General features: G+C 69.8%; 20 protein-coding genes and 2 pseudogenes. 9 read left to right on the top strand and 13 right to left on the bottom strand.

Annotated elements, in window-relative coordinates:
• Nucleotides 1–133: 133 nt before the first annotated feature.
• Nucleotides 134–3,070, bottom strand: a complete 2,937-nt coding sequence (locus ACIBX3_RS13905; protein ID WP_397116646.1) for an endo-1,4-beta-xylanase — start codon at nucleotides 3,068–3,070, stop codon at nucleotides 134–136.
• A gap of 215 nt (nucleotides 3,071–3,285) precedes the next feature.
• Between ACIBX3_RS13905 and ACIBX3_RS13900 the strand changes: the two genes are divergently transcribed.
• Complete coding sequence (locus ACIBX3_RS13900) at nucleotides 3,286–5,529, top strand: pectinesterase family protein (RefSeq protein ID WP_397117398.1); 2,244 nt, start codon at nucleotides 3,286–3,288, stop codon at nucleotides 5,527–5,529.
• A 7-nt stretch (nucleotides 5,530–5,536) separates the two neighbouring features.
• Here the strand turns inward: ACIBX3_RS13900 and ACIBX3_RS13895 are convergent, their stop codons facing one another.
• On the bottom strand, nucleotides 5,537–5,713 hold the full coding sequence (locus ACIBX3_RS13895) for a hypothetical protein (protein ID WP_397116644.1): 177 nt from the start codon (nucleotides 5,711–5,713) through the stop codon (nucleotides 5,537–5,539).
• Between the two features lie 45 nt (nucleotides 5,714–5,758).
• Between ACIBX3_RS13895 and ACIBX3_RS13890 the strand changes: the two genes are divergently transcribed.
• From ACIBX3_RS13890 to ACIBX3_RS13880, 3 genes and pseudogenes are all read left to right on the top strand, one after another.
• Entirely contained in the window at nucleotides 5,759–6,628 is an 870-nt protein-coding gene (locus ACIBX3_RS13890) for a helix-turn-helix domain-containing protein (protein ID WP_397116642.1), read from the top strand.
• 136 nt (nucleotides 6,629–6,764) lie between these two features.
• A pseudogene (locus tag ACIBX3_RS13885) lies at nucleotides 6,765–7,334 on the top strand (SDR family NAD(P)-dependent oxidoreductase); the annotation flags it as partial.
• Between the two features lie 280 nt (nucleotides 7,335–7,614).
• Nucleotides 7,615–8,343, top strand: coding sequence for an SDR family oxidoreductase (locus tag ACIBX3_RS13880; protein WP_397116640.1), 729 nt, complete (start codon nucleotides 7,615–7,617; stop codon nucleotides 8,341–8,343).
• Nucleotides 8,344–8,345: 2 nt separating this feature from the next.
• Here the strand turns inward: ACIBX3_RS13880 and ACIBX3_RS13875 are convergent, their stop codons facing one another.
• The 3 genes from ACIBX3_RS13875 to ACIBX3_RS13865 form a co-directional block, all read right to left on the bottom strand.
• Entirely contained in the window at nucleotides 8,346–10,451 is a 2,106-nt protein-coding gene (locus ACIBX3_RS13875) for an ATP-binding protein (protein WP_397116638.1), read from the bottom strand.
• A 124-nt stretch (nucleotides 10,452–10,575) separates the two neighbouring features.
• Nucleotides 10,576–13,815 carry an MGH1-like glycoside hydrolase domain-containing protein gene (locus tag ACIBX3_RS13870; RefSeq protein ID WP_397116636.1) on the bottom strand — a complete coding sequence of 1,080 codons (3,240 nt, stop codon included), beginning with the start codon at nucleotides 13,813–13,815 and terminating at the stop codon, nucleotides 10,576–10,578.
• Nucleotides 13,812–15,200: a glycoside hydrolase family 43 protein gene (locus ACIBX3_RS13865; RefSeq protein WP_397116634.1), complete on the bottom strand. Its 1,389-nt coding sequence runs from the start codon at nucleotides 15,198–15,200 to the stop codon at nucleotides 13,812–13,814. The genes ACIBX3_RS13870 and ACIBX3_RS13865 overlap by 4 nt, the downstream gene beginning before the upstream one ends.
• Before the next feature lie 370 nt (nucleotides 15,201–15,570).
• Between ACIBX3_RS13865 and ACIBX3_RS13860 the strand changes: the two genes are divergently transcribed.
• On the top strand, nucleotides 15,571–16,440 hold the full coding sequence (locus ACIBX3_RS13860) for an intradiol ring-cleavage dioxygenase (protein WP_397116632.1): 870 nt from the start codon (nucleotides 15,571–15,573) through the stop codon (nucleotides 16,438–16,440).
• 170 nt (nucleotides 16,441–16,610) lie between these two features.
• Here ACIBX3_RS13860 and ACIBX3_RS13855 read toward each other — a convergent pair.
• The 3 genes and pseudogenes from ACIBX3_RS13855 to ACIBX3_RS13845 all read right to left on the bottom strand — a co-directional run.
• Nucleotides 16,611–16,940 (bottom strand): annotated as a pseudogene (locus ACIBX3_RS13855) (GTP-binding protein); the annotation flags it as partial.
• Nucleotides 16,941–17,139: 199 nt separating this feature from the next.
• Nucleotides 17,140–17,859, bottom strand: a complete 720-nt coding sequence (locus ACIBX3_RS13850; protein ID WP_397116630.1) for a GntR family transcriptional regulator — start codon at nucleotides 17,857–17,859, stop codon at nucleotides 17,140–17,142.
• A 5-nt stretch (nucleotides 17,860–17,864) separates the two neighbouring features.
• The gene (locus tag ACIBX3_RS13845; RefSeq protein WP_397116628.1) at nucleotides 17,865–18,416 is read right to left on the bottom strand and encodes a GntR family transcriptional regulator; all 552 of its coding nucleotides are present in this window, start codon (nucleotides 18,414–18,416) and stop codon (nucleotides 17,865–17,867) included.
• 171 nt (nucleotides 18,417–18,587) lie between these two features.
• Here ACIBX3_RS13845 and ACIBX3_RS13840 point away from each other — a divergent pair, with 171 nt between their 5' ends.
• Nucleotides 18,588–19,256: a DUF397 domain-containing protein gene (locus ACIBX3_RS13840; RefSeq protein ID WP_397116626.1), complete on the top strand. Its 669-nt coding sequence runs from the start codon at nucleotides 18,588–18,590 to the stop codon at nucleotides 19,254–19,256.
• A 78-nt stretch (nucleotides 19,257–19,334) separates the two neighbouring features.
• Entirely contained in the window at nucleotides 19,335–19,751 is a 417-nt protein-coding gene (locus ACIBX3_RS13835) for a hypothetical protein (RefSeq protein WP_397116624.1), read from the top strand.
• Between the two features lie 349 nt (nucleotides 19,752–20,100).
• Here the strand turns inward: ACIBX3_RS13835 and ACIBX3_RS13830 are convergent, their stop codons facing one another.
• The gene (locus tag ACIBX3_RS13830; protein ID WP_397116622.1) at nucleotides 20,101–20,634 is read right to left on the bottom strand and encodes a hypothetical protein; all 534 of its coding nucleotides are present in this window, start codon (nucleotides 20,632–20,634) and stop codon (nucleotides 20,101–20,103) included.
• Between the two features lie 160 nt (nucleotides 20,635–20,794).
• On the opposite strand from ACIBX3_RS13830, the gene ACIBX3_RS13825 reads away from it, so the two are divergent.
• Nucleotides 20,795–21,382, top strand: a complete 588-nt coding sequence (locus ACIBX3_RS13825) for a TetR/AcrR family transcriptional regulator (protein WP_397116620.1) — start codon at nucleotides 20,795–20,797, stop codon at nucleotides 21,380–21,382.
• A complete protein-coding gene (locus ACIBX3_RS13820) occupies nucleotides 21,379–22,554 on the top strand; it encodes an FAD-dependent monooxygenase (protein ID WP_397116618.1) in 1,176 nt (391 codons plus the stop codon). The genes ACIBX3_RS13825 and ACIBX3_RS13820 overlap by 4 nt, the downstream gene beginning before the upstream one ends.
• Here ACIBX3_RS13820 and ACIBX3_RS13815 read toward each other — a convergent pair.
• From ACIBX3_RS13815 to ACIBX3_RS13800, 4 genes are all read right to left on the bottom strand, one after another.
• Nucleotides 22,520–22,948: an SRPBCC family protein gene (locus ACIBX3_RS13815; RefSeq protein WP_397116616.1), complete on the bottom strand. Its 429-nt coding sequence runs from the start codon at nucleotides 22,946–22,948 to the stop codon at nucleotides 22,520–22,522. The genes ACIBX3_RS13820 and ACIBX3_RS13815 overlap by 35 nt on opposite strands.
• A gap of 144 nt (nucleotides 22,949–23,092) precedes the next feature.
• Entirely contained in the window at nucleotides 23,093–23,230 is a 138-nt protein-coding gene (locus ACIBX3_RS13810) for a hypothetical protein (protein WP_397116614.1), read from the bottom strand.
• A gap of 50 nt (nucleotides 23,231–23,280) precedes the next feature.
• The gene (locus tag ACIBX3_RS13805; protein ID WP_397116612.1) at nucleotides 23,281–25,764 is read right to left on the bottom strand and encodes a PEP/pyruvate-binding domain-containing protein; all 2,484 of its coding nucleotides are present in this window, start codon (nucleotides 25,762–25,764) and stop codon (nucleotides 23,281–23,283) included.
• Complete coding sequence (locus tag ACIBX3_RS13800) at nucleotides 25,761–26,483, bottom strand: TetR/AcrR family transcriptional regulator (RefSeq protein ID WP_397116610.1); 723 nt, start codon at nucleotides 26,481–26,483, stop codon at nucleotides 25,761–25,763. The genes ACIBX3_RS13805 and ACIBX3_RS13800 overlap by 4 nt, the downstream gene beginning before the upstream one ends.
• Nucleotides 26,484–26,661: the final 178 nt, after the last annotated feature.

The raw sequence follows: 26,661 nt of genomic DNA, 5'->3' as shown, positions 1-26,661 counted from the left end.
CAGCGGCTTCCGCCCCTGAGGCGTCCGGATCTCGCGGATCTCGAACTCCATCGCACTCCCCGAGCTGGGGTGTTGCGACGACCACTAGAACGGAAGCATTCGACGGGGGCCCTTCCCGCGTGGAGTGGCCCGCCTACGTCCGGACCAGGCGGAGCACGCCCCAATGACTGGTGTCCAGGTAGCTGCGTCGGGTGCTGTCGTTCCAGGTCACCGCACCGGTGCGGGCCGTGCCCGTGGCGTCGTTGACCTGCACGTCGAACCCCAGCAGCGTGCCTTCCGCCGGTGTGATCGTCGGCAGCTTGATCGCCGCCTCGACGACGTACCCGCCCGGCACGACCTTGGCGACGGCCGAGAGGTTGTCCTTGACCCCGGCCGCGTCGAAGGTGCCGCCGACGGTGAGCCGGCCGGAGAAGCTGACGCGGTACTGCCCGTCGTCGTCGGTGTACCCCTTGGTCTTGCCGTTGCCGGGGTCCACGAAGATCTCGACCGAGTCCTGCTCCCAGGGGTTGGCCGACTCCTCGCTCAGCGTGGGATCGGTGACCTGGGCCAGGACGTACAGCGTGGAGCCGCTCCACAAGGACCTGACGCGCGCGGTGGCGCCCGAGGTGCCCTGGATCCAGGTGGCGGTTCTGATCTCCGGCGCGGTCCGCCACGCCGGCTCCACGACGCCGTCGAGCACGGGCGCGCGGTGGGCGGCGGAGGTGAGCTTGACGGCGGGGACCGCGGTGACCTTGCCGGTCCAGGAGGTGGTCGTGGTCCGGTCGCGCACGGTCACGTCCACGTCGGCGCCCTTCTTGACCAGCGCTTCGACGCGGTAGCCGGTCGCCGTCCTGTTCACCGCGGCCCTGGAGCCGCCGAACCGCGTGACGGTGTGCGCGGTGCCGTCCACGGTGAACGTCACCCGGTCCGTCACGTTGACGGTCGGATCGGTGACCTCCGCGAGCACGTACAGGCCGTCCGGGGCGGAGCGCGCCTGGAAGGCGGCGGACACGTCGCCCACCCGGGCGATCGGCGCGTCGGGCAGCAGGTCCCACTGCAGGTCCCGTTTGCCGTCCACCTTGACCGTCCCGGCGGGGGCCTCCAGCTTCCGCACCAGTGGCGGCAGCTTGGACGGGTCCACGACGGCCCAGTAGGCGGGCTTGGCCTGCAGGTCGTGGTCGAACAGCAGTGGCGCGTTCAGCCGCGGGATCGGCCAGGTGTTGAGCCAGCTGACGTCGTCGGACTCCCCCCAGACGGTCACCGAGCTCAGCTTGGCGGCCTGCCGCCGGAAGACGTCGAACAACTCCTTGTACCGGTGCCCCTGCTCGGCCAGCAGCTCGGGCGAGATGGAGTCGTAGGAGGAGACGAAGTCGGTGTAGACGCTCACGTCAAGCTCGGTGACCTGCTGGTCCACGCCGAGCGGGGCGAAGCGTTCGAGGGTGTCCTCGACGTACGAGGCGGGCGGCTGCTCGATGTTGAGGTGGAGCTGGTGGCCGACGCCGTCGATCGGCACGCCCTCGTCCTTGAGCCGCTTGACCAGGGCGTGCAGGGCCTCGCGCTTGCGCGGGAACTCGGTGTTGTAGTCGTTGATGAACAGCTTGGCGTCCGGGTCGGCCTCGCGGGCGACACGGAAGGCGGTGCGGACGAAGTCGAGGCCGGCGATCTCGTACCACTTGGAGCGGCGCAGCCCGCCGGGCTGGTTCTCGTCGATGACCTCGTTGACCACGTCCCAGACCGCGATCTTGTCCTTGTAGCGGGTCACCAGCGTGCGCACGTGGTTCTCCAGGCGGCGCAGCAGAGTTTCCTTGTCCGCTTCCGCACCGTCCGGGCCCTCGAACACCCACGCCGGAGTCTGGCTGTGCCAGACCAGCGTGTGGCCGCGGACCGTCATGTCGTGCCGGACGCCGAAGTCCACCAAGTGGTCGCCGTCGGCGAAGGCGAACTCGCCCTCCCTGGGCTCGGTGGCGTCCCACTTCAGCTCGTTGCCGGGGGTGATGCCGTTGAAGTGCCTGGCCAGCAGCTCGCCGTGCACACCGAGCGTGTCCGGCCGGGTGAGCGCCGAGCCCATGGTGAACGGCACCTTGTCCTTGAGCGCGGGGATGTCGGTCTGGATGGGCTTGGGCGCGACGTACGTCATCGCGAAGTCGTCCAGGTAGAAGGGGAACGTGCCGCCGTCGGACTCGACGTACACGCTGAGGAAGTCGACGTCATAGGCGAGCGTGTACGTCCCCGCGAGCCGTACCCACTCCCCCGCCGGCACGTCCTTGGGCGGGACGATCCGCTCGTAGCTGGTCGTGCCCGCGCTGCGCCGCTCGATCGAAAGGCCGAGCCGGCCCGCCGCGGTGTCGGGGCCGAGCCGCACCCACACGGACAGGGCGTACTTGTCGCCCTTGCCCATCCGGCCCAGCACGTTGATCGCGGGCCCGTCCCAGGAGGCCGAGCGGCCGGTCACCGCGAGGCTGCGGGAGCCCCCGTGGGCGGCGCCGGCGCTGGGCTGGAGCGTGGCGGCGGCGCGCGGCGACCAGTCCTGGGCGGTGCCGTCCTCGAAGTCCGTGCTGATCGGCTCGCGCGTGGGATCGCCCTGCGGGCTGATGACGATGTCGTCGAGGTGGTACTGGGAGGTGGCGTCGGAGCTCTCCGCGTAGAGCTGGAGGTCGCTGGAGTCGGCGCTGAACAGGTACGTCCCCGCGAGCCGCACCCACTCGCCGTCGGTCACGGCGGCAGCCGCGACCCGTTCGTACGTGGTCTCGCCGCCGGTCGGCGTGCGCTGCACGGTCAGTGCGATCGTGGCGGCCGGCTGCCCGGTGACGAGCCGGGCGTACGCGGTCACGCGGTAGGTGACGCCCTTGACGAAGGGCGCGGCGATCGAGGCCCCGTGCCAGGTGGCCGTCCGGCCCGTGGTGAGCAGGCCGCTCGTCCCGCCGTGCGCCGCGTCCGCGCTGGCCGCGACGGAGACGCCACCGCCACGCGGGCCCCAGCCCTGCGTGGTCCCGTCCTCGAAGTCGTAGGTGATGTCGGCTGCGGCGTGCGCGGGCAGCACCGGCACGAGGCATAAAAGGGCGGCGGCCACCAGGGCTCGAAGGGTGCGCACGGTGCTCCTATGGCATCCGGGATGAAAGTTTCAAACAACTTCCGATAATTGTCAGGCGGACTTTAGATCGCCGCGTCGGCGCGGTCAATAGATCCCGAACCTTTGCAATCGCTTGTCGTAGATGAAGTGCAGTTTTACTGCATCCATTGACGTGTCAGCGCCGTTACGTCACCGTTTCATGCAACCGATTGCCGTTCCATCGTGCGAGGTTGCGTATGCGACTTCTGTTCCTCTTCCCCTTGATCGCCATGACCCTGGCCGCGCCCGCGCAGGCCCAGACGCGGGCCACGATCGTGGTCGCGGCCGACGGCACGGGCGACCACACCACCGTGCAGGCCGCGGTCGACGCGGTGCCGTCCGGCAACGCGCGGCCGCTCACCATCCTCGTCCGCAAGGGCACGTACAAGCAGCAGGTGGTCATCCCCGCCGACAAGCCGCACATCTCGCTGGTGGGGGACACGCGCGACCCCCGCGAGGTGGTGCTGACCTTCGACGTCTCCGCCTCCACACCCAAGCCGGACGGGTCAGGTACCTACGGCACCTCGGGCAGCGCCTCGTACGTGATCAGCGCCCCCGACTTCACCGCCCGCAACCTCACCTTCGAGAACTCCTACAACGAGGCCGCGAACGGCAACAGCCAGGCCGTGGCGGTGCGGACCACGGGCGACCGGCAGGTGTACGAGAACGTCAGGTTCCTCGGCAACCAGGACACCCTGTACGCCAACACACCCTCCGCCGGCACGGTCGCCCGGCAGTATTTCCGCGACTGCTACGTGGAGGGCGACGTCGACTTCATCTTCGGCCGCGCCACCGCCGTCTTCGACAACTGCGTGATCAAGGCGCTCAACCGCGGCAGCGCGGACAACAACGGCTACGTCACCGCGGCCAGCACCGAGCTGAGCAACCCGTACGGCTTCCTGATCTACCGCAGCCACCTGACCAGCAACGCCCCGGCGCGCACGGTCCACCTGGGCCGCCCGTGGCCGGCCGGCGGCTCGGCGACGGCCCGCGGGCAGGTGCTGGTGCGCGAGTCGTGGCTGGGGCAGCAGGTCAAGGACGCGCCCTGGACCGACATGTCCGGCTTGAACTGGCGGGACGCCCGCCTGTCCGAATACCGCAACCACGGCCCGGGCGCGACCGTCAACGCCGACCGGCCGCAGCTCACGGCCGAGCAGGCGGCGGCCTTCACGCCGGAGAAGTACCTGGCGGGCTCCGACGGCTGGAACCCGGTGCGCCGCCGCCTTCCGGCCCCCTACGGACTCGGCCGTCAGGTGCTCCCGCGCAACGACGGCTGGGCGGCGGCCACCACCGGCACGACCGGCGGCTCGGCCGCCCGCCCCGAGAACGTGCGCGTGGTCTCCACCAGGGCGCAGCTTCGCGCGGCGCTCGGCGACCCCGCCGACAACACCCCCAAGATCATCTATGTGAAGGGCGCGATCGACGCCGACACCGACGACTCGGGTACCCCGCTGACCTGCGCGGACTACGCCGTCAACGGATACACCCTGCCCGCCTACCTGGCCGCGTACGACCCGGCCGTGTGGGGCAGGACCACCGTGCCGTCGGGGCCGCTGGAAGACGCGCGCAAGGCGTCGTACGCCAAGATGGCCGAGCACGTCACGGTCACGATCGGCTCCAACGTCACCCTCGTCGGCATGGGCGGGGACGCCGCGCTGAAGAGCTTCGGCCTGCGGATCAGCAACGCCGACAACGTCATCGTCCGCAACCTCACCATCACCGACACCGCGGACTGCTTCCCGCAGTGGGACCCGACCGACGGCGCGGAGGGCAACTGGAACGCCTCGTTCGACAACGTCGAGGTCTCCGGCTCCACCCACGTCTGGCTGGACCACAACAGCCTCGACGACGGCGACAACCCGGACTCGGGCCAGCCGCTGCACTTCGGCCGTCCGTACCAGGTCCACGACGGGCTGCTCGACGTCGTCCGCGGCTCGAACTACGTGACGCTCTCCTGGAACCACCTCAGCAACCACGACAAGGTGACGCTGATCGGCAACACCGACAACCCGGCCAGGTACGGCGAGGCGGACAAGCTCAAGGTCACGCTGCACCACAATCACTTCGAGGGCCTCGGGCAACGTGCTCCCCGGGTGCGCTTCGGCCAGGTGCACGTGTACAACAACTACTACTCGGGCGGCGCCGGGCACGGGTACAGCATCGGCGTGGGCTTCGGCTCCAAGGTCTACGCCGAGCGCAACGCCTTCGACGGCATCGCGGCGGCGAAGGTGCTGACGGTGTTCGGCGGCACGGCGATCACCGCCAAGGACAACCTGGTGGACGGCATGCCCGCCGACCTGGTGGCCGCGTACAACAAGGCCAACGGGACGTCACTCGGCACGGACGCCGGCTGGACCCCGGAGCTGTTCACCCGGATCCACCCGCCGGAGGCGCTGCGTGCGCTCGTCCCCCCGGGCGCGGGCGCCGGCCGCCTGCGCTGAACGGAGGTCAGAAGGTGTAGCCGTCGTGGTGGGCGACGAAGATGACGGTGCCGGTCACCATCATCACCGCTCCCGCCACGACGGTGATCCAGCCGCCGCCCGCCGCGCGAACGCCCGCGCCGCCGCAGGCGATACCGCCGTCCCTCGCCGGCCGTGGCGGCGAGCGTGGGTGCAGCGCGGCCACCCTCAGCGCCCCTGCGGGTGCCGGGCGTGACCTAGTGTCGAAGGCATGGACAGGGAAAACCCGCTCGGCCAGTTCCTGCGCGCCCGCCGCGAGCTGGTGCAGCCCGAGAGCGTCGGCCTCCCGGCCGCCGGCCACCGCAGGGTGGCGGGACTGCGGCGCGAAGAGGTCGCCGCGCTGGCCGGGGTGAGCACCGACTACTACGTACGGCTGGAGCAGGGCCGCGAGCGGCACCCCTCCGTCCAGGTGGTCGACGCGCTGGCCCGGGCGCTGGCGCTGGAGCCGGACGCCACCGCGCACGTGCACGAGCTGGCCCGCCCGGCCTCCGGCAGGCGCCGTCCGGCGGCGCGCCGCGAGCGCGTCAGCCCGAACCTCCTGCGCATGATGGAGGCCTGGCCGCACACGCCCGCGGTGGTCCTGGGCCGCTGCCTGACCGTGCTGGCGCACAACGCGCTCGGCAAGGCCCTGTTCGACGGCCACGCCTACAGCGGGGACCTGGTCCGGCTGGTGTTCCTCGACCGGGACGCGCGGCACTTCTACCCGGACTGGGACCGGGTGGCCGCCAACACCGTCGCCGGCCTGCGGGCGGCCGCCGGCGCCGACTACGACGACCCCCGATTGGCCGAGGTGGTCGGCGAGCTGTCGATCAAGAGCGAGGCCTTCCGGCGGCTGTGGGCCCGCCACGACATCCGCCAGAAGACCCATGAGTCCAAGCGCTTCCGGCATCCGCTGGTCGGCGAGCTGACGCTGCACTACGAGTCGCTGACCGTGAACAGCGCTCCCGGGCAGCAGCTCGTCGTCTACCAGGCCGGCCAGGGCAGCCCGTCCGAAGAGGCCCTGTCCCTGCTCGGCAGCCTCACCGCCGACCCCGCGCGCCTCCAGCGGCCGCGGGAGAACGCTCCCGACCCCGAAGGCTGAGTTTCGCCCAACCCGACGCGTCCGGCCCGCACGATCGCCGGAGCGCCATGCCGCCGTGCCCGGCGAAAGGCGTCCGCCGTTCCGCCGGAGCGCCGTCTCGCCATGCCGTCAACCACACCATCGGAGTGACACTCGCATGAAGGACAACACCCCCGTCTGGTTCATCACCGGATGCTCCGCCGGCCTGGGCCGCGCGCTCGCCGCCGCCGTGCTGGAGCGCGGGTGGCGGGCGGCGGTCACCGCCCGGGACCCGGGTCAGGTGGCCGGCCTCGCCGCCGCGCACGGTGACCGCGCTCTGCCCCTGCCGCTCGACGTCACCGACCGTGCCCAGGTCGCGGAGGCGGTCAAGCGGGCCGAGGACGTGTTCGGCCGCGTCGACGTCCTGGTCAACAACGCCGGCTACGGCTACCTCGCGGCCGTCGAGGAGGGCGAGGACCACGACGTCCGAGCCCTGTTCGACACCAACGTCCACGGCTTGGCGGACGTCACCAAGGCCGTCCTGCCCGGCATGCGCGCCCGCCGTTCCGGCCACATCGTGAACGTCTCCTCGCTGGGCGGCCTGGCCGCGTTCGGCGCGACGGGTTACTACCACGCCACCAAGTTCGCCGTGGAGGGCCTGTCGGAGTCGCTGGCCGCCGAAGTGGCCCCGCTGGGGATCAAGGTGACGATCGTCGAGCCCGCCGCGTTCCGTACGAACTGGTCCGGCCCGTCGATGCGGCAATCACCCGTCCGCATCGACGACTACGCCGAGACCGCGGGGCGCGCCGCGCGGCCACCCTGGCGACCTACGGCCGCCAGCCCGGGGACCCGGCCCGCGCCGCCGAGGCGGTCATCGCCGCGGTCACCGCAACGGACCCGCCGCTGCGCCTGCTGCTCGGCAAGGCCGCCTACGACATCGCCACCGCCCGCCTCGACACGCTCAGCACCACCTTCGACGCCTGGCGCGACCTCACCCTCGGCGCCGACTACCCGGAAGGAAACCCGGCATGACCACCCAGAAGATCGTCCTCGTCACCGGCGCGAGCAGCGGCATCGGGCAGGCAACCGCGCTGCGGCTGGCCCGCGAGGGGCACCACCTGGTGATCGGCGCCCGCCGCGAGGACCGCCTCGCCGCCGTCGCGGAGGCGATCAGGAACGGCGGCGGCAGCGTCGACGTGCACCGCCTCGACGTGACCGACCGCAAGGACGTGGCCGCCTTCGCCGACACCGCCGCGCAGCGGCACGGCCGGATCGACGTGATCGTCAACAACGCCGGCGTGATGCCGCTGTCGCGCCTGGACTCGCTGCTGGTCGAGGAGTGGGACCGGATGATCGACGTGAACGTCCGCGGCCTGCTCAACGGCATCGCCGCCGCCCTCCCCCACTTCCGGCGGCAAGGTGGCGGCCACTTCGTGACGGTGGCCTCCATCGGCGCCCACCAGGTGGTCCCGACGGCCGCGGTGTACTGCGCCACCAAGTACGCCGCCTGGGCCATCACCGAGGGCCTGCGGCAGGAGCTCGACCCGAGCATCCGGGTCACCACCGTCTCACCCGGCGTCGTGGAGTCCGAGCTGGCGGGCACCATCACCGAGCCCGGTGCGAAGGACGCGATGCGCGCCTACCGGGCGGAGTCCATCCCGGCCGACACCATCGCCGGCGCCATCTCGTACGCGCTCGCCCAGCCGGCGGACGTGGACGTCAACGAACTCGTCATCCGCCCGGCCCGGCAGCGCTGAGCTCAGCAGCCGTTCGTCAGGCCCTCGTGCTCCAGCGCGTACGCGATGCCGGCGTCGATGTCGCTGTCGAAACCGGTGCGGAAGGCGACCTGGTAGGCGTCGTCGCCGAGCGTGTCGCGGGCCTGCCGCTCGCACTCCTGCCGCCCGGCCACCCACGCGGGCACGTTGGCCTGGGCCTGGCCGTGGGTGGACCAGATGCGCCGCGACAGGCCGAGCAGCCGGGCCGCGCGCTCGGCCCGGCCGGCCGTGCCCGCCGCCAGGGCCAGCAGGTCCACGGTCAGGCCGAGACCGAAGCTGTCGTGCAGCCGCCGCTTGGCCCGCAGGGCTTCCTGGCCGAAGGCGACGGCCGCGCCGAGGCGGCCGCGGGCCAGCTCGGCCTGCCCGCGCAGCAGGTCGCCGTGGGAGCGCATGGACTGCTCGCCGCGCTGGTCGCACAGCGCGCGCAAGTCGTCGAGCACGCCGATGGCCTCCTCCACCCGGCCGTCCACGGTCAGCGCGTGGGCGCGGCACAGCAGCGCGAGCAGGCCGGGCAGCGTGGGCTCCTCGTCGCTCCACCGCATGCGGTAAGCCCCCTCCGACTCCGCCATCACCTGCGGCACGTCGCCGCGGATGACGCCGGCGGACGACCTGAGCGCCTTGACGCACATCTCGGCGTATGGGTCGCCGGGGACGGCGGCGGCCGCGCACTCGGCGGCCCTGTCCTCGGCCGCGGCCGCGTTCCCCTGTGTGGCGGCCAGCAGGCCGTCGGCCCACAGCGCCTGCACGAGCGCGGGGCCGGGCTCCCCGCCGAGGGCCAGCGCCTGCTCCAGGTAGTGGCGGCCCTCCTTGGCATAGCCGCAGCCATACCAGAAGAACGCCAGCGTCCCGGCCAGCCCCAGTGCCGCCGGGGCGTCCTTCTCCGCCAGCGCGGCCTCCAGCGCGGCCCGCAGGTTGTCGTGCTCGCTGATCATGCGGTCGTACCAGGACAGCTGGCCGGGGCCGAGCCAGCCGGCGGCGCCGCGGACGGCCAGCGCCAGGTAGTGGTCGCGGTGCCGCCGCCGGAACTCCTCCTCCTCACCCAGGTCGCGCAGCCAGGCGGCGCCGTATTCGCGCAGCGTCTCGAGCATGCGGTAGCGCTCGCCCGCGCCTGTCGGCAGCCAGGTCAGGATCGACTCGTCGGCCAGCGCGTCGAGCAGCAGCCCGACGTCGGCCTCCGGCAGCCGCTCGTCGCTGCACACCCGCCGGACGGCCTCGGCGTCGAAGTCGCCGGCGAACACCGACACGCGCGCCCACAGCAGCCGCTCGGCGGGTTCGCACAGCTCGTGGCTCCACCCGACCGCCGTACGCAGGGCCCGGTGCCACGGCGGGCCGGCCTCGCCGGCCCCGGCCTCCAGCGTGGCGAACCGGTCGTCGAGCCGGTCGGCCAGGTCCTCGACGGAGAATTCGCGCAGCCGGGCCGCGGCCAGCTCGATGGCGAGCGGGATGCCCTCCAGGCGACGGCACAGGCGCGCCACGGCCGCCTCGTTGTGCCCGGCGACCTCGAAGCCCGGCAGCGCCTCGGCGGCGCGCTCGGCCAGCAGGGCCACCGCGTCGTGGCCTGCGACGTCCGTGGCGTCCTCGGCGGGCACCGGCAGCGGATCGACGGTGTACACCAGCTCGCCGGGCGTCTCCAGCGGGCGGCGGCTGGTGGCCAGGACGCGCAGCCCGGGCACGGCCGCGAGCAGCGCCTCGGCGGCCCGCGCGCAGGCGTCCACGAGGTGCTCGCAGGTGTTGAGCACGAGCAGGACCTCGCGGCCGAACAGGTGCTCGGCCAGCACCTCGGCCATCGGCCGGGTGGACTGGTCGGTGAGCCTGAGCGACTCGGCGATCGCGTGCGGCAGGAGCGTGCCGTCGTCCAGCGGCGCCAGCTCGACCAGCCAGGCCCCGCCGGAGAACTCGGGCCGCAGGTCGGCCGCGGCCCGCAGCGCCAGGCGGGTCTTGCCGACCCCGCCGACGCCGGTGAGGGTCACCAGGCGGGATCGACGGCAGGCCCGCCGGATCTGGTCCAGTTCGTTGCGCCGCCCGACCAGGCTCGTGAGTTCCGGGGGGAGATTTCCTGCCTGCCACTTACCTGCCATCGTGATCGCCACCCAATCGAATGCGGTTCTGACAGCAGCTTGCCTGAGTTCCGCGCCCGCTATCACTCAAAGTGAGAAAGTGGCTACTCCATATCCGGGAAAGGGGCGTGCCCCGGCGGGCACGCCCCTTTCCTGCTCACGTTCCGTAGGCCTTGACCTCCAGGAGGCCGACGGAGCTGCTGCCGTTGCCGGTGAGCAGCACCCGCAGGCGGGTGGTGCTCGTGGCGGTGAAGGTGACGTTGTTGTAGGCGTTCTTGGTCAGCGTGTACGCCGACGCGCCGGGCACGTCCACGTACGCGCTGCCGTTCCAGTACTGCAGCTTCCACGACGCCGGCATGTCGATGCCCTGGTCGTCGTCGAAGAAGTACACCTGGGCCCGGTTCAGCGTGCGGGCCGAGGACCAGGTGAGGTCCACCCACTGCTGCCCGGTCTCCGGCCAGCAGCCCCAGCGCGGGTTCACGGTGTCGTTGGACGACGGCGGGTCGATCCCGTCGTTGACGGCCGCGACGCTCTCCCATGAGGAGGTGTACGACGCCGACGGCGTGGCCTGCAGCGCCACGTTGGGGTTGGGTTCCGGCTGGACCCCGCCCCGGTTGTGAACCTTGATCTCGGTGAGCCCGGTCCTGGCTCCTGAGGCGGCCGTGGCCAGCACCCGCATCCGCTGTGCGCTGACGGCGGAGAACTGCACCACGTTGTAGTTGGCCCGTGGCGTGGCCGGGGTCTTGGCCTGGCCGGGCACGTCCACCCAGGCGCTGCCGTTGTGGTACTGGACCGTGTAGGAGGCCGGGGCCCGGTAGGTGGAGCTGGCCGGGCGGCTGTCCTTGAAGTAGAGCCGGACCTCGTTGAACGTTCGGGCCGCGCCGAAGTTCAGCTCGTACCAGTCCTGCCCGGCGGTGGTGCCGCCCCAGAACGGCTCGTTGATCGGGAACCCGTCCTTCGCCCCCGCCGTGGAGCTGCCCGAGGCGGTGGTGGAGGCGGTGGGGGTGGCGTCGGCGGCGAGGTTGGTCAGGTTGGCGGTCAGGTCGACGCCGGCCTTGGCGAGCAGGTCGACCATGCGGGCGCTGGTGTGGTTCACCTGCGCGGGCGACTGGAGGCCGGGGACGGCGACGTTGTGGGTGACGGTGCCGCTGGTGGTGACGGCGCCGGTGGCCGGGTCCCAGGTGAACGGCACCAGCGACGACACCGTGGCCGCCCGGTTGCCGTTGATGAAGATGGAGTAGCCCTGGGGCACGCCGGGGTAGCGTACGACGCCGTCGGCCGGGTCGTCCCAGACGATGGTCAGGTCGGCGTTGCGGTAACGCAGGTTGTTGACGGTGAAGTGGGTCCAGCCGATGTTGATCGGCGAGAGCTCCACCTTGGCGTCGTTACGCGGCCGCAGTCCGGCGACGTCCTCGATCACGGTCCAGTTGCTGCTGCCCAGGATGTTGTGGTGGATCCAGGAGCGGTAGGTGATGGAGGAGCCGTTCCAGTCGGCCCAGAACTCGTTGGCGTCGGGCCACTGGGTGTTGCCGTTGACGTACTGGGCCCAGGCGTTCCAGTAGAGGAGCTTCTTGTACCAGGTCGCGTCGATCCACTCGTTGGAGTAGTTCCGCAGCACCGAGGAGAGCAGGCGGAACTGCACGGTGGAGTTGATCGTGGAGAAGTTGTTGCTGCCGGTGCCCGAGGCCGCCTTGTCGGCCTGGTTGGCGGTGTAGAAGGGGAAGATCGGATACTGCGCCGGATCGTCGAAGAGGCGCAGAGCCTGCTTGTAGGTGGCGGTGTTGGGGATCGCGCCGACGGCGAACGGGTAGTAGTTGTTGATCTCCTTCCACGGCACCCATTCGTTGGTGGGCTTCAGCCGGTGCTCGAACAGCTGCCTGCCGGGGTTCCACAGCACGTTGACGATGGCGTTCTGGATCTGCGTGGCGAGCGTGCGCATCTCGTTCGCCTTGGCGGTGTTGCCGATCGCCTCGTACGCCTGCGCCGCGGCCATCGCGCCGCTGTACTGGTAGGCGGCCTCCGCGCGATCCATGCGCTGGTTGGGCCTCCAGTGGAAGGACACCGCGTCGGCGTCGTTCCCGGTCAGGGCACCCCAGTCGTACTCGATGAGCTTGTTGTTGTCGGTGTCGTAGAAGGCGAGCTGACCCTTGACGTCCTGCTCGGCGTAGCGGGCCAGGTTGGCGGCGATGGCGGGCTGGCCTCCGTGGATCTGGTAGCTCTTCCAGGCCGCCTCGCCGATGTACTGGGTGTAGCTGTTGGACCAGTTCTCCGGGTCGCCGGGGTTGTCCAGGAAGCGGCCGTTCTTGGAGACCTGGCCGACGCTCAGCCAGTCACCGTAGGAGTAGATCGGGTTGCGCAGGTATTTCAGGTCGTCGATGTGCATGGGCTGGGTGAGCACGATCGCGTTGTTGTAGCCCAGCACGCCCTCCATGGAGGTGGGGAACTGGAAGGTCTGGCCGGGGATGTCCGCGTCGAGGTGGTTGTAGCGCATCAGCCACCAGCGGTAGTAGATGTTCTTCTTGATGCCGGGCTCGGGCACGTCGATGTAGGGCACGTTCTCGGCCCACCACCGGTTGTACGCGCGCACGTGCGTGGCGAATGCCGTGGCGGGCGTGTAGCCGGCGTAGGCGTCGTACTCGGTGCGGGAGGCCGGGATCTCGTTGGTGACGAAGCCCATGACGACCTTGACGGTCACGGTGGCGCCGGCCGCGACGGTGACGGACCTGTTGAGCCCGCCGCTGGAGACGGTGAACCCGTCGCCGGTGAGCCGGGGGAAGAGCGTGGTGAGGTTGTTGTAGGCGTTGACCTGGCCGGTCAGCTCGCTGCCGCTCCCCGAGGTGGCGTACGGCGAGGTGGCTCTGACCTGCAGCGTCGCCGAGCCGGAGCCGCCGTTGGTGATGGCCAGGTTGGCGACGGCGACGTTGTTCTCCGTGATGAACTTGGTCTGGTCGACGGTGATCGAGCCGCTGGTGTGCCGGCTCTTCCAGTGGCTGGGCGCCTGCCAGCGGGAGCCCACCTGCTCGGTGAAGGTGCCGGGGGTGACCGCGACGGTGAAGGCGTTGTTGTTGCTGATGCTCTCCCAGTACGCCGCCTGCCCGGCGAAGCCGAGCGTTCCGGGCGTGTGGGTCTTCATGAACAGCGCCCGCCCGCGGGTCATGAGCCAGGTGCCCGCGGGATCGTTGCCTGGGCGGGCCAGCAGCCGGTCCATCCAGAAGTCGGTGCCCGAGCTCTCGGCGTCGTAGATGGCCTGCATCATGTTGCCGGTCGTGTACGTGCCGGGCGCGGCGGGGACGGCCGGGCCGCTGAAGGAGGGGAAGCCGATGGTCTGGTCGGCGCTGGCCGGTGGTGCCGCCAATAAGCCGGCGACCAGGAGGATGGCGACCAAGGCGCGTCTCATGAGAAGGCCCTCCATTCGAGCACGCCGGTCGAGAAACCGGACCTGGACGTGATGTTCAGCCGCAGCCGGGTCGTGCTGACCGGGGTGAAGGTCGTGGTGTTGAAGGTGTTGGCCGCCACGCCGCAGCCGGACTGTCCTGGCACGTTGACGTAGGCGCTGCCGTTCCAGTACTGGATCTGGCAGGAGGCCGGCAGGTCGATGCCCAGGTTGTCGTCGAACCAGTACACCTCGGACCGGGAGATCGTCTGTGCGGTGGGCCAGGAGTACTCGATCCACTCGGTGCCCTGGTGGTTCCAGTTGCCGTAGGCGCCGTGGCTGTGGTCGGCCGAGTTCGCCGGGGTGTAGCCGTCGTTGATCGCGGCGAGCGTCTCCCACGGCGAGACGTACGAGGTGGAGGGGGTGGCGCCGGCCGCCAGGTTGCCCGGAGTGGTCGGGCCGCCGGTCTGGACGACCTTCTGCATGGTGCCGTCGGCGTTGAAGGACAGCTTGTCGATCGTCACCGAGCGGCGGAAGTTGCCCCCGCCCGGGGCGGCGGCGTTGTGGTAGACCATGTACCACTGGCCCTTGAACTCGACGATCGCCGGGTGGTTCGTGGTCGAGCTGACCTGGTCGAGGACGACGCCGCGGTGGGTCCACGGGCCGAGCGGGTTGCCGGCGGTGGCGTAGCGGATGCAGGCGTAGTTGGGCTGCGAGCAGCCGGAGTCGTTGGCCGCGTAGGCGAGGTAGTAGGTCCCGTTGCGCTTGAACATCCAGGGGGCCTCCCAGAAGTTCGACACGCCGCTCGGGGTGATCACCGAGCCGTTGATCGAGGTCATGTTGCTGTTGAGGCGGGCGGCGCGCAGGCCGTAGTAGGAGCCCCAATACATGTAGACCTGGCCGTCGTCGTCCCTGAACACGGTCGGGTCGATGTTGAGCGGCGAGGAGTTGGGGGTGCTGTCGCTGATCAGCGGGCCGCCGATGGCGTCCCTGAACGGGCCGGTCGGGCTGTCGCCGACGGCCACGCCGATGTTCATCCAGCCGGGGCCGTTGCCGTTGATGGAGACGTACCAGTAGTACTTGCCGTCGGCTCCGCGCTCGACCTCTCCGGCCCAGGCGTCGGCGCCCGCCCAGGGGAAGCTGGAGATCGACAACTTGGCGCCCTGGTCGGTGAAGGTGGTGGCGTCGGTGGAGGTGAAGACGTGCCAGTCGCGCATGACGAAGTTGGTGCCGCCGGCCGGGGCCTCGTCGTGGCCCGTGTAGACGTGGAGGGTGTCACCGACGACCAGTGCGGCCGGGTCGGCCGTGTAGATCGCGGTGGTGATCGGCGGGCCCGCGAGCGCGGGCCGCCCGGTGCCGAGGAGGACGAGGAGTGCCGTGGCGAGGGCCGCTGCCCATCGTCGTCTCATGAGGGTGCCCCTTGGTGTGTTAGCGCTAACATCACTGATCCGAAACGAAGGGAAGAACCTAAAAGGTTTTCGGAACGTAAATCCGCAGAGCGGGGACTGTCAATCGTGAACTGCAACTAGACGCATAGGGACTGAGCTGCATATTTCCGGCCATCCGGGCGCTGATCAGCAAGCGAGCGTTTGGTTACGGTTTCATATCACCGAAAAGGCTTTCGATAGTCACGCACGCCTGCCGTGGATGGCGACGGGCACCTGGGCGCCCTCGCGCTCCCCGTCTCATGAGAAGTTCATCCAGCGCAAAGACCCCGGCAAAGGTGCGCCTTCTACCGTGCTGTTCCGCCAGCAACGGAACAAGGAGAAGGAAACGCGGATGGGACACGATCATGAAGGTCAGCGCGTCAGCAGGCGGCGGCTGATCACCGGCATCAGCTCGATCGGCCTCGGCGGCCTGCTGGCCGCCTGCAGCAGCGAGGCAGGCACGACGGCCGTCACCACGACCACGGGAGCCACCGTCACGCCGGAGGCCACGACCACGTCCAACGACCTCAACGCGCTGTTCGCCGACGCCAACACCTGCACGCTGACCCAGACCACGACGCAGGGTCCCTACTACTTCGACGCGGACAAGGTCCGCAGCGACATCCGCGAGGACAAGCAGGGCGTGCGGCTGCGCGTCGCCATCAAGGTGCAGGACAGCGAGACCTGCAAGCCGCTGCCGAACGCGGTCGTGGAGATCTGGCACTGCGACGCGGCCGGGCTCTACTCGGGCGCGGAAGCCGCGTCGACCGGCGGAGGCGGCGGCGGGAACCGGCCGAGCGGCGCTCCCACCGGGGCCCCGCCGAGCGGCGGGCCAGGCGGGGGCGGCGGCGAGGGCGACATGGCCGACCTGACGCCTACCGACGACAAGCGTTACCTACGGGGCGCGCAGGTCACCAACAGCGACGGGATCGTGGAGTTCACGACCATCTGGCCGGGCTGGTACCGGGGCCGGACGATCCACATCCACGCCATGATCCACTTCAGCAACCAGCGCGTGCTGACCACGCAGTTCATGTTCGACGAGTCGATGAACAGCAAGATCATGGCGATGGCGCCGTACTCGGAGCACACGGGACGCGACACGTTCAACGACAACGACAACATCTACAAGGAAGGCATGATCATGAAGGTGGCGGCGGAGGACGACGGCTACCTGGGCGCCATCGTCTTCGCCGCCGACTCCGACAAGGACGGCTCCTAGACCCGCCGCACCACGTGCAGGAGATACTCCTTGCGGTCCAGCGGATTGTGGTCGGTACGCGGCCGTTCGGGGACCGGGCCGCGTACCGGCTCGTACCGGTCGAACGCGCTCTCCAGCACGCCCTCGCCCCGCGTCAGCCCGGGCAGGCGCTGCCCGAGCTCGCGTACAGCGCGGGTCTGCGCCTGCACGCCCTCCACGGCCGAGACGACCAGCACGGCCCCGTCGAGAACGTTCAGCACCCGCTCCACCTCGGCGATGAAGTCCGGGTGGCCGGGTGTGTCGATCAGGTTGACCGCGGTGTCGCCGACGGCGAACGAGACGACGGCGGATTTGATGGTGATGCCGCGCTGCCGTTCAAGGTCGAGCGAGTCGGTCTGGGTGTTGCCGTCATCGACGCTGCCGATCTCGCCGATGACGCCGGCGGCGTGCAGCAGCCGCTCGGTCAGGCTTGTCTTGCCGGCGTCCACATGCGCCAGGATCCCCAAGTTGAGCGTACGCAACGAACGTCATGTCCTCCGGATTGACCTGTCCTTTCACTGAGAGACATGAACGTTGCTCGCATTTCCTGCTCCTTCGTCGGCTGCGGCCAGCACACCAGAGGGCGCTTGACGTAGGCAACCGAATTTACGCCGGGGGCGCTCTCCCTACTGGCCACACCAGCGAACCGAACCCGGCCTTCCGCCCGGGGATCCACGTGGGCTATTGGTCGGCCACCTGGTGATACGAAAGCTCGTAGAGATGTCCGCCTTTGATAAGAATCGAAACCTCGACCGGTCGTTGCCGGTCGCTGTAGACGACCCGGAACTGCCTGAAGACCGGCACATCGGCCGGCAAGTCCAAACCCTCCACTTCGTTCGGTGTGGGCTGCCGCGCAGAAATGCGATCCTCGAAATACCGCTCCGGAAAGCCCAGATCCGCAAGTACCCGTGGCGCACCACCGCGGATCTTCTTGCGGCTGGTCAGAGGACTTCCAGCGGCGATGTCGAGCGGATAGTACGACCACGACAGCTCTACGGGCTCGCCATCATGGAGCAATAGACGGTGACGCATGACGACGCTGTCGCCATCAGATATCGCGAGTGCCGCAGCAACGTCATTCGGCGGCCTCACATCGCCCACGTCGAGCAGTTCATAACTGTAGCCACGCGGACCAGGAGACTTGTAAGTGGTGGCCTCGACGACGAATTGCCGGCTCTCTCGTACGAATACTCCTTTGCCTGCATGGCCACGCAGAAACCCTTCGTCCTTCAGGGATTGAAGGGCTCGTTGGATCGTCGCGTTGGCCGCCTCGAATCGTGCTACCAGCTGGGGTGTCGAAGGAAGTTGCTCGCCCGGCTTCAGCGCGCCGGACATGATCTCGGCTCGCAGTTCTGCGGCGATCTGCTGATGACGCGGACGTGGGTCGGGCCGCCTTGCCAAGGTTGTCAGGTCTCCTCGTTAATGATCATCTTGTAGCGCAGCTCACGTCCGTCGGCGACCATCGTCATGACAGTGGCCTCGATCGGCGTTCCAGTGTCCGTGCGCAACACTCTGGTGAGGACCATGACCCAGTCCTCCGGCCGGATGTCCAGCGCATCTTGTTCAGGCGCGTTCGAGGGGCGAGCCGTTACCCGTTCCTCTGCGGTGCGGGGCTGGTAACCGAGGCTGGCCAGCATGGTAAGCGCTCCGCCCGGAATCTTGCGGGCTTCTGCCAGCCGCGTGTTGCGAGCGATCTCCGCTGGATAGTAGGAGTCAGCCAGTTCCGTAGGCCGTCCATCGAGGAGCACCAGCCTGCGCCGGACGACCGCTGTGTCTTCGGGACCGAGACCGAGCAGGTCAGCCACCTCGCGCGGCGGATACGCCTCTTCCACGCCCCGTAGTTGATTCGTGCCGACATGACCATGAGCGGCGGCCTCCTCCGCCCAGGCGTCGGGCTCGCCGGGACGGCGCGGCCTTACGTAAGGGGTGGACACGCTCGCCCAGCCCGCATCTGCCATGTGGTCCTCCACCGAGATGAAAGGGGGCAGCTGGCGCTGTCACCGTCCGGTTCGTATGTGGTGTCTCGATCAAAGAGTACTCAGGTCGTCCCAGTCAAAGCCTTGCTGCCTTTCGGGAATAGCATTAAGGTTGCGATGCATCTACGCCCCGAGTTGTGGAACGGAGGAGCAATGACCGGCATCGAGGTACAGGGCCTGGCGCAGGCGGGCGCTCAGAGCGTGCGCCAGGTCGTCGCAAAGGGGGCGGCCCTGCAGGACTGGGCAGGCCGCCAGCTCTCGACGCTACGTAACACCTACCCGGCTTGGGAGATCACGCGCGAGCACGATGCGTCCGGACAGGTGTGGTGGACGGCCAGGCTCCTCCCGGCGTTCACCGTCGACATGGCGGCGGCCGGGGTCCTGCGGACCGTCCGGCAGCCCGATGCCATCGCGCTGGCGGCCACGCTGGCCTGGCAGGCCGCCCTGTTGCACAACACCCGGTCCCGTACGGGCCGCTATGAGCATCTCGGCCCGCCGTTCGATGTCTCAGACCCGTGGCGAGCCGGGGATCCAAGCCCCAGGCGCAACCCCGCGCGTGGGAAGCCGGCCCTGCAAATCGCCGGGGCCCGAATGAGAGGAGATCCCATGAGGGATCTGTACGGCCAACCGCTCAGTGACGTGCCGTTCACCAAGCTGTGCGGCGGCAACCAGCAGGAGCAGGACATGGAGTCCTGTGTGGAGATCGCCCTCCTTCCAGGCGTCCAGTACGCCTACGCACTGCGTGACTCGAAGAACCCCGACGCCGGAACCCTCCGGTTCACCGGCGCCGAACTGCGCGCCGCCGGTATGACCACCATCTAGCGCGACCGAAGACGGCGGCCCCTGCCTGATCGAAGCAAGCAGGGGCCGCTCCCAGCACTCTACGGGAGCACTCTGATCATGCACTGGCACGCCTACCAGTGGACCGGCAACGGCGCCGAGCGCGCCAATGAGGCAGAACGTCGGCCGGGCTCACCCGACTTCCCCACCTCCACCTTGCCGCCGATGCGGACCGGCGACTGGCTGGCCAAACCCAACTCCCGGATCGCGGCCACCTTCCATGACCTCGGCGAGGCTGCCGACTGGCTAAAGGCTGAGTTCGGCAAGGTGCGGGGTGCGCTGCTGCTGCCGGAGCGCATCCTGCTGGAGGACCGCCTGGCGTACGCGCGCGACGCGCTGCCGCGCGGAGTGGACGTGCAGTGGGGCGAGTGGCTCCAGGGCGGCCGATTCGCCAGCATTGGCATGGTCTGCTGCCCCAACCGGCACACCGACCATCCCTGCCCGATCCGACGACGGGCCGAGGCCAGCACCTCATGAGCAGGCGCGGCGGTCCCGTACGGGCGTCGGCGATGAGCTTTGACCACGGCTGTATGAGTCCCCATGTCCCTCTGCCGGCGCTCCACTGCGTAGCACTCGACTGGAGTGAACCCCGCGTTGACGAACGCTTGAGAGTGAATGCCTGGACCTGCCACAATTCCTGGCCGATCTACGAACTATGCGCCGCCGGCGGCCTGTGGTTCATCCGTCGGACATCCACATCGGGCACCGCCATGGAAACCGCGCGATGGCACCGCCGAAGGGCTGAAGCAATGTGGTCAGCCCTGCTCAGGGGAGATGTCCGCTGACCGCTGGCTTCAATGGTCCGCACCGGGCGACATGAATCTGCCTACGGACGGTGAGGGCACGGGGGTAAGTCGGCTGGCCGTTCTGTTGAGAGACTCAGTCCCCATGCGAGGTATAGCTGCGACGGCAGCGGGGGTATGCAGCCCGCCGTTTGGAAGTCACCCCTATAGCGCCATGCGTTGCCGCCATGTTTGCTCCAGAAGTGAATCTGGTTGGTCATGACGATCGCATAGAAATCATCCTGGGCTTCGGTCTGCCCATATACGGCGCCATAGTAGGCGGTCCCGCTCGCAACCGCTCTGACCGCTGTGGGCGCACCTGTTCTCCGAGCGGCATCGACGAGACTTTGGCGTGTCGCCTCGTCGAGGTGCAGCGACCATGCAGTTCCGGGAGCTACCCGTTCCCCGTCTTCTTCCTCCTCATCGATGGCTTGCTGGGAGGTGGCGACAGTCGGAGTTGTTGCTGGGCCGATTTCACCGGATGGCGGTGACAGGACGAGCGCGACAGCGGCAACGGCGGCCGCGATCACAATAAATAATCCTGCGGTCGCTGTTAATGCAAATACCGATGTTCGCATGACCAAATTCCTAGCATACGAGGATTCGCGCAGCTGGTGGAGGCGGCCGGGCTGCGGCTGCTCGGGATCACGGCCGGTGAGGGCGCCTTCAGCCAGTTGGAGGCCGGCGCGTGATATTCTTTGGACGAATGCCCAAGGCGATCGTCCAAAAGGAGGGATCATGGCTGGTGATTCCGCGGCCCGCGGTCAGACGACCCGGCAGCGGCTGCTCGACGCGACCGTCGCGCTCATCCCCGAGCTCGGCTGGGGTGGCGTCACGACCAGGCTGGTCGCCGAACGGGCCGGGGTGGCGCCCGGCGTGGTGCACTACCACTTCGCGTCGGTGACGGACCTGCTCGTCGCAGCCGGGACCGGTTTCAGCGCGGGCATGCTTGACCTCCTGGCCAAGGAGCTCACCACGCGGCCCGGCATCGGCGAAGGCGTGGACTGGCTGCTGGGCGAGCTCTCCCGCTACAGCGGCGTGGATCCCGCCTCGCTGCTGGTGGTGGAGATGTTCCTGGCCTCGACGCGGCTGCCGGAGCTGCGCGAGCGGCTGGGCGAGCAGATAGCCGCCTTCCGGTCGCGTGTCGCGTCGTGGCTGGCCGAGCGCGGCTACCAGGGCGACGCGACGGCCGCGGCCGCGATGCTGGCCGCCGCCGTGGACGGGATCATGCTGCACCGCGCGCTCGATCCCGATCTCGACCCCGCCGCGCTGGCGGGGCCGCTGCGGGCGATGTTCGGCACCATCGGCGAAGGGACGCGACCATGAAGGCTCTCATCTGCGGCGCCGGCATCGCCGGGCTGACGCTCGCCTGGCACCTGGAGCGCGCCGGCTGGGAGGTGGAGCTGGCCGAGCGCGCGCCGGCGTTCCGCGACGGCGGATACCTGATCGACTTCTACGGTCCCGGCTTGCAGGTCGCCGAGCGGATGGGATTGCGGGCGCGGCTCACCACGGCCCGCTACCCGGTCAACGAGCTCAGCTACGTCGACCGGGCCGGGCGGCGGACCAGCCGGCTGACGCTGACGTCCGGCCTGGAGGAGGTGTTCAGTCTGCCGCGCGGCGACCTGGCGCGGATCGTCGCCGACGAGGTGCGGGCGCCCATCACGTACGGCGTCACCGTCGAGTCCGCCGAGCAGGGCCCGGACGGGGTGTCCCTGCGGCTGACCGACGGCACGTCGCGCGAGGTGGACCTGCTGGCGGGCGCGGACGGGGCGCATTCACGGGTTCGCGAGCTGGTGTTCGGCGACGTGGCGCCACGCTATCTCGGGCACCAGGTGGCGGCGTACGTCGTGGACGACGAAGAGCTCAGCGACCGGGTCGGGACGCGCTACCAGATGGTCACCGAGCCCGGCCTGATGGCCGGCGCGTACGCGCTGAGCGGCGGCAGGGTCGCCCTGCTGTTCCTGCGCCGCGAGCCGGACCCGGCGCTGCCCGCCGATCCCGCCGAAGCGCTGCGCCGCCACTACGGACACCTGGGCTGGATTCTGCCCGACGTGCTGTCGCACTGCCCGGACCCGCCCGAGCTGTACTACGACCAGGTGAACCAGATCGAGATGGAGCGCTGGCACCAGGGCAGGGTCGTGCTCGTCGGGGACGCCTGCCAGGCCGTGTCGCTGTTCGCCGGGCACGGGGCGTCGATGGCGATGGCGGGCGCCCGGGTCCTCGCCGACGAGCTGGCCGCCGCCGGCGGGGACGTGCCCGCGGCGGCGGCGCGCTACCAGGCGCGGATGGCGCCGCCCATCGCCGAGGTCCAGCGGTACGGGCGCCGGTTCATCCAGTGGATGGCCCCGTCGAGCAGGTGGCGGATCATCGCGCGCGACCTGCTGTTCCGCCTGGCCGCCCTGCCGGGAGGCAGCCGCCTGTTCGTGAACTCGCTGAGCGCGGGAGGTCACGACCTGATCGACGTCAGCCCTCGACGCGCTTCTTCAGCGCCGCGTTGAAGTTGTCGAAGTTACGCCGCGTGCCCTCGATCATCTTGCCGAGGAAGGGCACCAGCAGCCCCGTGAAGCTCTCGCTCTGCACCAGGTGGGTGCCGCCGTCGGGCGTGGCCGTGAGCGTGAACTCGTGCGTGCCGTCGAACAGCCCGGGCACGATCAGGTGGCCGACCCACCTGAGCGACTTGCCCGGCTCGGCGGCCAGCACCTCGGGCTTGAACGTGATCGGCCGGCCGTTCTCCGGGAACATCCGCAGATTCAGCTTGCCGCCCACGACCGCCTCTCCGGAGCCCTCCCTGATGAACGGGTTCCAGGCCGCGTATCCGGCGAAGTCCGCCAGGACCGCCCACACCTTTTCAGGTGACGCCTGGATGTCGATGGCGGTGCTGATTTCGCGCATGCATGAGCCTCATCGTGACGTAGGAACGCGACCCCCTCGCGGGATTCGAGGCATTTATACACGTTCTGAGTCACATCCGGCGGGTCCACAGCCAGCCGCCGCTCGGCCTCGGCCATGAGCGGCGGCGACGGCAGCTCGTCGGGGTTACGCCGCCGTATCGGGCTCCTCCTCGGCCCGTTCGTCACCGACGCGCTCCAGGGTCAGCCTGGCCGCCCTGAAGCGGGCGCATCGCGCCTCGAGCTCACGTTCGTCCTCGAAAATCCACTGTTCGATCATGGTCACCCAAGTGATCACACGCCGGTCGCGCGGGCGGTGGACTTGGCGCAGTCTTTTCACGCCAGCAACTCGACCGTGCCACGCTCGCCGTCCACCCGGATCCGGTCGCCGTCGCGCAGCCGCATGGTGGCGTTGCCGGTGCCGACCACGGCCGGAATGCCCAGCTCGCGCGCCACGATCGAGGCGTGCGACAGCGGCGCGCCCATGTCGGTCACGACGGCGGCGGCCCGCGGGAACATCGGCGTCCAGCCCACGTTGGTCAGCGTCGTGACCAGGATCTCGCCGGGCTTGAGCCGCTCGCCCTCCTCCGGGCCGGAGATCACCCGGGCGATGCCCTCCACCACGCCGGGCGCTCCAGGAAAGCCGGTCACGGTGTCGCCGACCGGCGCCATGCCGCCGCGGGCGTCGTACAGGTCGCCTCGCCGGTCCGGGCCGGCGGCCCAGCGCACCGGATCGAACCGGCCCACGATCAGCGTCGGGTACGGCGGCAGCGCGGCGTACTTCTCGTACGTCGCCCGCCGCACCGGCACCCGCTCCAGCCCGGCCGCGTTCCCTCGCAGCAGGTCCAGGAGCTCCTCCAGGTAGAGGTAGAACACGTCGTCGCCGTGCCCGGTCAGCTCGCCCGCGCGGACGGTGAAGGCCCGCAGCACCCAGAACGCGCGCATGTTCTCCGAACGCGTGGACTCGCGATCGCGTACGACCGCGCTCCAGCGCCGGACCCGCTCGCGCATCTTGGCCTCCTTGCCCGGGTAACGCGCGGCGAAGCGCGCCCAGGCCTCCTCCCTGGCCTTCTCCTGCCGGGCGAGCAGCGCCTCGGTGCCGGCCTGAACGTCGCGCAGGCCGGCGAGCTGGGCGTCGATCCAGTCGGGGTCCTCGCCGGGGCGCGGGATGGAGACCTCGAACTCGTGGGGGCCACGATGCCCGTACGCGCGGGCGAACTCCTCCCTGGTGATCTCGCCGCGCGCCAGCCGGGTCAGGCCCATGACCGGGCCCAGGCTGGCCAGCTCGCCGCCGGCGTTGACCCCGGTGAGCATGGCCTCGGCGTCGGTATCACCCATCATCTCGCGCAGCTTGTCGCGGGTGTGGACGAGAGTGGAGCCGCCCTGGCGTCCGGCCGCCTCCAGCATGCGGCACGAGGTGACCATGTGCGGCTCGATCTCGTCCGCCCACAGCCGCGCCAGCTCGGGGCCGGAGCCGGTGGCGGCGATCGCGGCGCGGAGCTCCTCACAACGTTGCCGCGAGGTGGCCAGGAAGGCGCGCATGCCCTTCAGGTTCGTCCTGACCCGGCGCTGGATGTTGATCGCCATGGGCACGACCCGCTTGACGATCTCCCAGCGTGAGATCTCGGCTTTCGGCACGTCCAGACCGGGTGGGAGCTTGCCGAAGACGTTCTCCGTCGCGCTGAGCCTGCTCTCCATGCCGAGGGCCGCGGCGATGGTGTGCACGATGCTGAGGTTCATGTAGAAACGGCCGCCGATGTTGCCGACCAGGTCGAAGCCGGGCAGGGAGGACGCGGCCATGGCCTCGTGGATGAACATGCGCACGAACGACCACGTCACCGGCGTCATCACGTCCGGGATGGCCTCGCCCAGGTTGGCCGCGGTCCACAGGTAGTCGCCCTTGAGGCTGTCGTTCCACTCCTCGGTCTGCGGCTTGATGCCGGTGATCGGGCGGGCCTGCACGATGGCGAACGCGTCGCCGGACCGGGCCCACTCCACGTCCATCGGCATCCCGTACACGTCCTGCACGAGGGCGCCGAGCGCGGCCAGCTCCACGGCCTGCTCCGGGGAGAGGACCGGCACGCGCCGCAGCTCGCCGGGCACGGGCCGTTCCTCGGTGCCGGTCGGGGTGCGGACGGTCATGACCGTCTTGTCGCTCGTCCGGGATCGGGTGACCGCGCCGTGCGCGACCACGATCGTGTCGGGAGTCACCTGGCCGCCCACCACGGCCTCGCCGAGCCCCCAGGAGGCGTTGACGACGGTCTCGTCGCGGGCGCCGGTGACCGGGTCGGCGGTGAACATGATCCCGGCCGCGTCCGCGTCCACCAGCTCCTGCACCACCACGGCCAGCGCCACGTCGTCGTGGGGAACGCCGTTCTGGTCGCGGTAGGCGATGGCGCGCGCGTTCCACAGCGAGGCCCAGCAGCGCTTGACGGCGTCGAGGAGGGCGTCGCCGCGGATGTTGAGGTAGGTGTCCTGCTGGCCGGCGAACGACATCTCCGGCAGGTCCTCGGCGGTGGCCGACGAGCGGACGGCCACGGGGACGTCGTCGCCGAGCGCCGCGTACGCCCGCCGGATCTCCCCCGCGATGCTCTCGGGCATCTCGTGACAGGCGAACAGCTCCGCGATCCGCTCGGCATCCCCCGCCCGCAGGATGTCGTCCCGGAAGTCCCGCACGAAGGCGCGGTAGGCCTCAGTCGTGATGTGGAATCCGCCGGGGACCGGCAGGCCGGCCTGGATCAGCCGGGCCAGGGAGGCGCCCTTGCCGCCCACGGTGGCCAGGTCGGCCGCGGCGTCGTCGAGAGGCAGCACCAGCTTCACTTCGCACGCTCCTCAGAGCCCAGAGAGATCGCGAGCTTCTGGCGGGCGACCTCCGCCATGGCGTCCAGAAAGTCAAGGGTCGCCTGCGCCACGGCCCGCACGTCCTCGTCCGGCAGCGCCCGGCCCGTGCTCATGGCGCGCTCGAGGGTGTCTGCGACCAGCTCCTCGATCCGGTCGTCGGGCAGCCTCGCCTCCTCCGGCAGCATGTCGGGCAGCGCCACGAACCCGTACAGGATGGAGCTGATCACGATCACGTGATCCCCGGGATCCTTCCGCACCGCGCCGTGCTCGATCAGCCGCTTGACGTAGGCGTCGAACGCGCCGCCCAGCTCCAGCCCGGTCGTGCTGCGCCGCTTCATGCGCGTGAGCTTGCCGAGCACCTCGGAGTCGCTCATCAGGACCGCCCGCAGCAGCGGCCGGCGCAGCAGCGTGCCGACGAACCGCCCGAACAGCTCGCTCAGCGTGGCGGGCGCGCTCGCCCGGATGTCCTCCAGCAGGTGGACCCGCTCGCGGCGCAGCAGCGCGGCGAACAGGTCGTCGCGGGTCTTCCAGTGCAGGTAGATCGTGCCCTTGGCGACGACGGCCCGCTTGGCCACGTCGTCGATCGTGGTCTTGTCGTAGCCCCAGCGCAGGATCAGCTCCGCAGCGGCGTCGAGGATCCGGTGCGCCCGTTCGAGCTGGCGCGCCGGATCCTGCGGCGGCCGTCCGACCTTGACCATCCGTCTCACCTCATTGTTTGACTCGATGAGACTATACGGTCATTTAATTAACCACAAGTTCACCCGATCCTCCTGCGCGTTCATGACCTCGTCAGTGGTGCCTTTGACGCTCATGTACGGCTCACCGAGGCGGAACAGCGCGTTCGGCTGTCGCGTGTCGCGAGCCGCCGCGCCGCGA

Origin of the sequence: Nonomuraea sp. NPDC049480 (genome assembly GCF_044465905.1) — a bacterium.
GTDB lineage: Bacteria > Actinomycetota > Actinomycetes > Streptosporangiales > Streptosporangiaceae > Nonomuraea.
Note: the sequence above shows the minus strand (reverse complement) of the source record. Positions and strands in the feature narration are given on the sequence as shown.

What these genes read in the sequence shown, in the direction of transcription:
- ACIBX3_RS13860 (WP_397116632.1), top strand. Translation starts at nt 15,571, where the DNA reads ATGGGACACGATCATGAAGGTCAGCGCGTCAGCAGGCGGCGGCTGATC.
- ACIBX3_RS13870 (WP_397116636.1), bottom strand. Translation starts at nt 13,815, where the DNA reads ATGAGACGCGCCTTGGTCGCCATCCTCCTGGTCGCCGGCTTATTGGCG.
- ACIBX3_RS13815 (WP_397116616.1), bottom strand. Translation starts at nt 22,948, where the DNA reads ATGCGCGAAATCAGCACCGCCATCGACATCCAGGCGTCACCTGAAAAG.
- ACIBX3_RS13830 (WP_397116622.1), bottom strand. Translation starts at nt 20,634, where the DNA reads ATGCGAACATCGGTATTTGCATTAACAGCGACCGCAGGATTATTTATT.
- ACIBX3_RS13825 (WP_397116620.1), top strand. Translation starts at nt 20,795, where the DNA reads ATGGCTGGTGATTCCGCGGCCCGCGGTCAGACGACCCGGCAGCGGCTG.
- ACIBX3_RS13900 (WP_397117398.1), top strand. Translation starts at nt 3,286, where the DNA reads ATGCGACTTCTGTTCCTCTTCCCCTTGATCGCCATGACCCTGGCCGCG.
- ACIBX3_RS13840 (WP_397116626.1), top strand. Translation starts at nt 18,588, where the DNA reads ATGACCGGCATCGAGGTACAGGGCCTGGCGCAGGCGGGCGCTCAGAGC.
- ACIBX3_RS13835 (WP_397116624.1), top strand. Translation starts at nt 19,335, where the DNA reads ATGCACTGGCACGCCTACCAGTGGACCGGCAACGGCGCCGAGCGCGCC.
- ACIBX3_RS13820 (WP_397116618.1), top strand. Translation starts at nt 21,379, where the DNA reads ATGAAGGCTCTCATCTGCGGCGCCGGCATCGCCGGGCTGACGCTCGCC.
- ACIBX3_RS13845 (WP_397116628.1), bottom strand. Translation starts at nt 18,416, where the DNA reads ATGGCAGATGCGGGCTGGGCGAGCGTGTCCACCCCTTACGTAAGGCCG.
- ACIBX3_RS13880 (WP_397116640.1), top strand. Translation starts at nt 7,615, where the DNA reads ATGACCACCCAGAAGATCGTCCTCGTCACCGGCGCGAGCAGCGGCATC.
- ACIBX3_RS13800 (WP_397116610.1), bottom strand. Translation starts at nt 26,483, where the DNA reads ATGGTCAAGGTCGGACGGCCGCCGCAGGATCCGGCGCGCCAGCTCGAA.
- ACIBX3_RS13890 (WP_397116642.1), top strand. Translation starts at nt 5,759, where the DNA reads ATGGACAGGGAAAACCCGCTCGGCCAGTTCCTGCGCGCCCGCCGCGAG.
- ACIBX3_RS13865 (WP_397116634.1), bottom strand. Translation starts at nt 15,200, where the DNA reads ATGAGACGACGATGGGCAGCGGCCCTCGCCACGGCACTCCTCGTCCTC.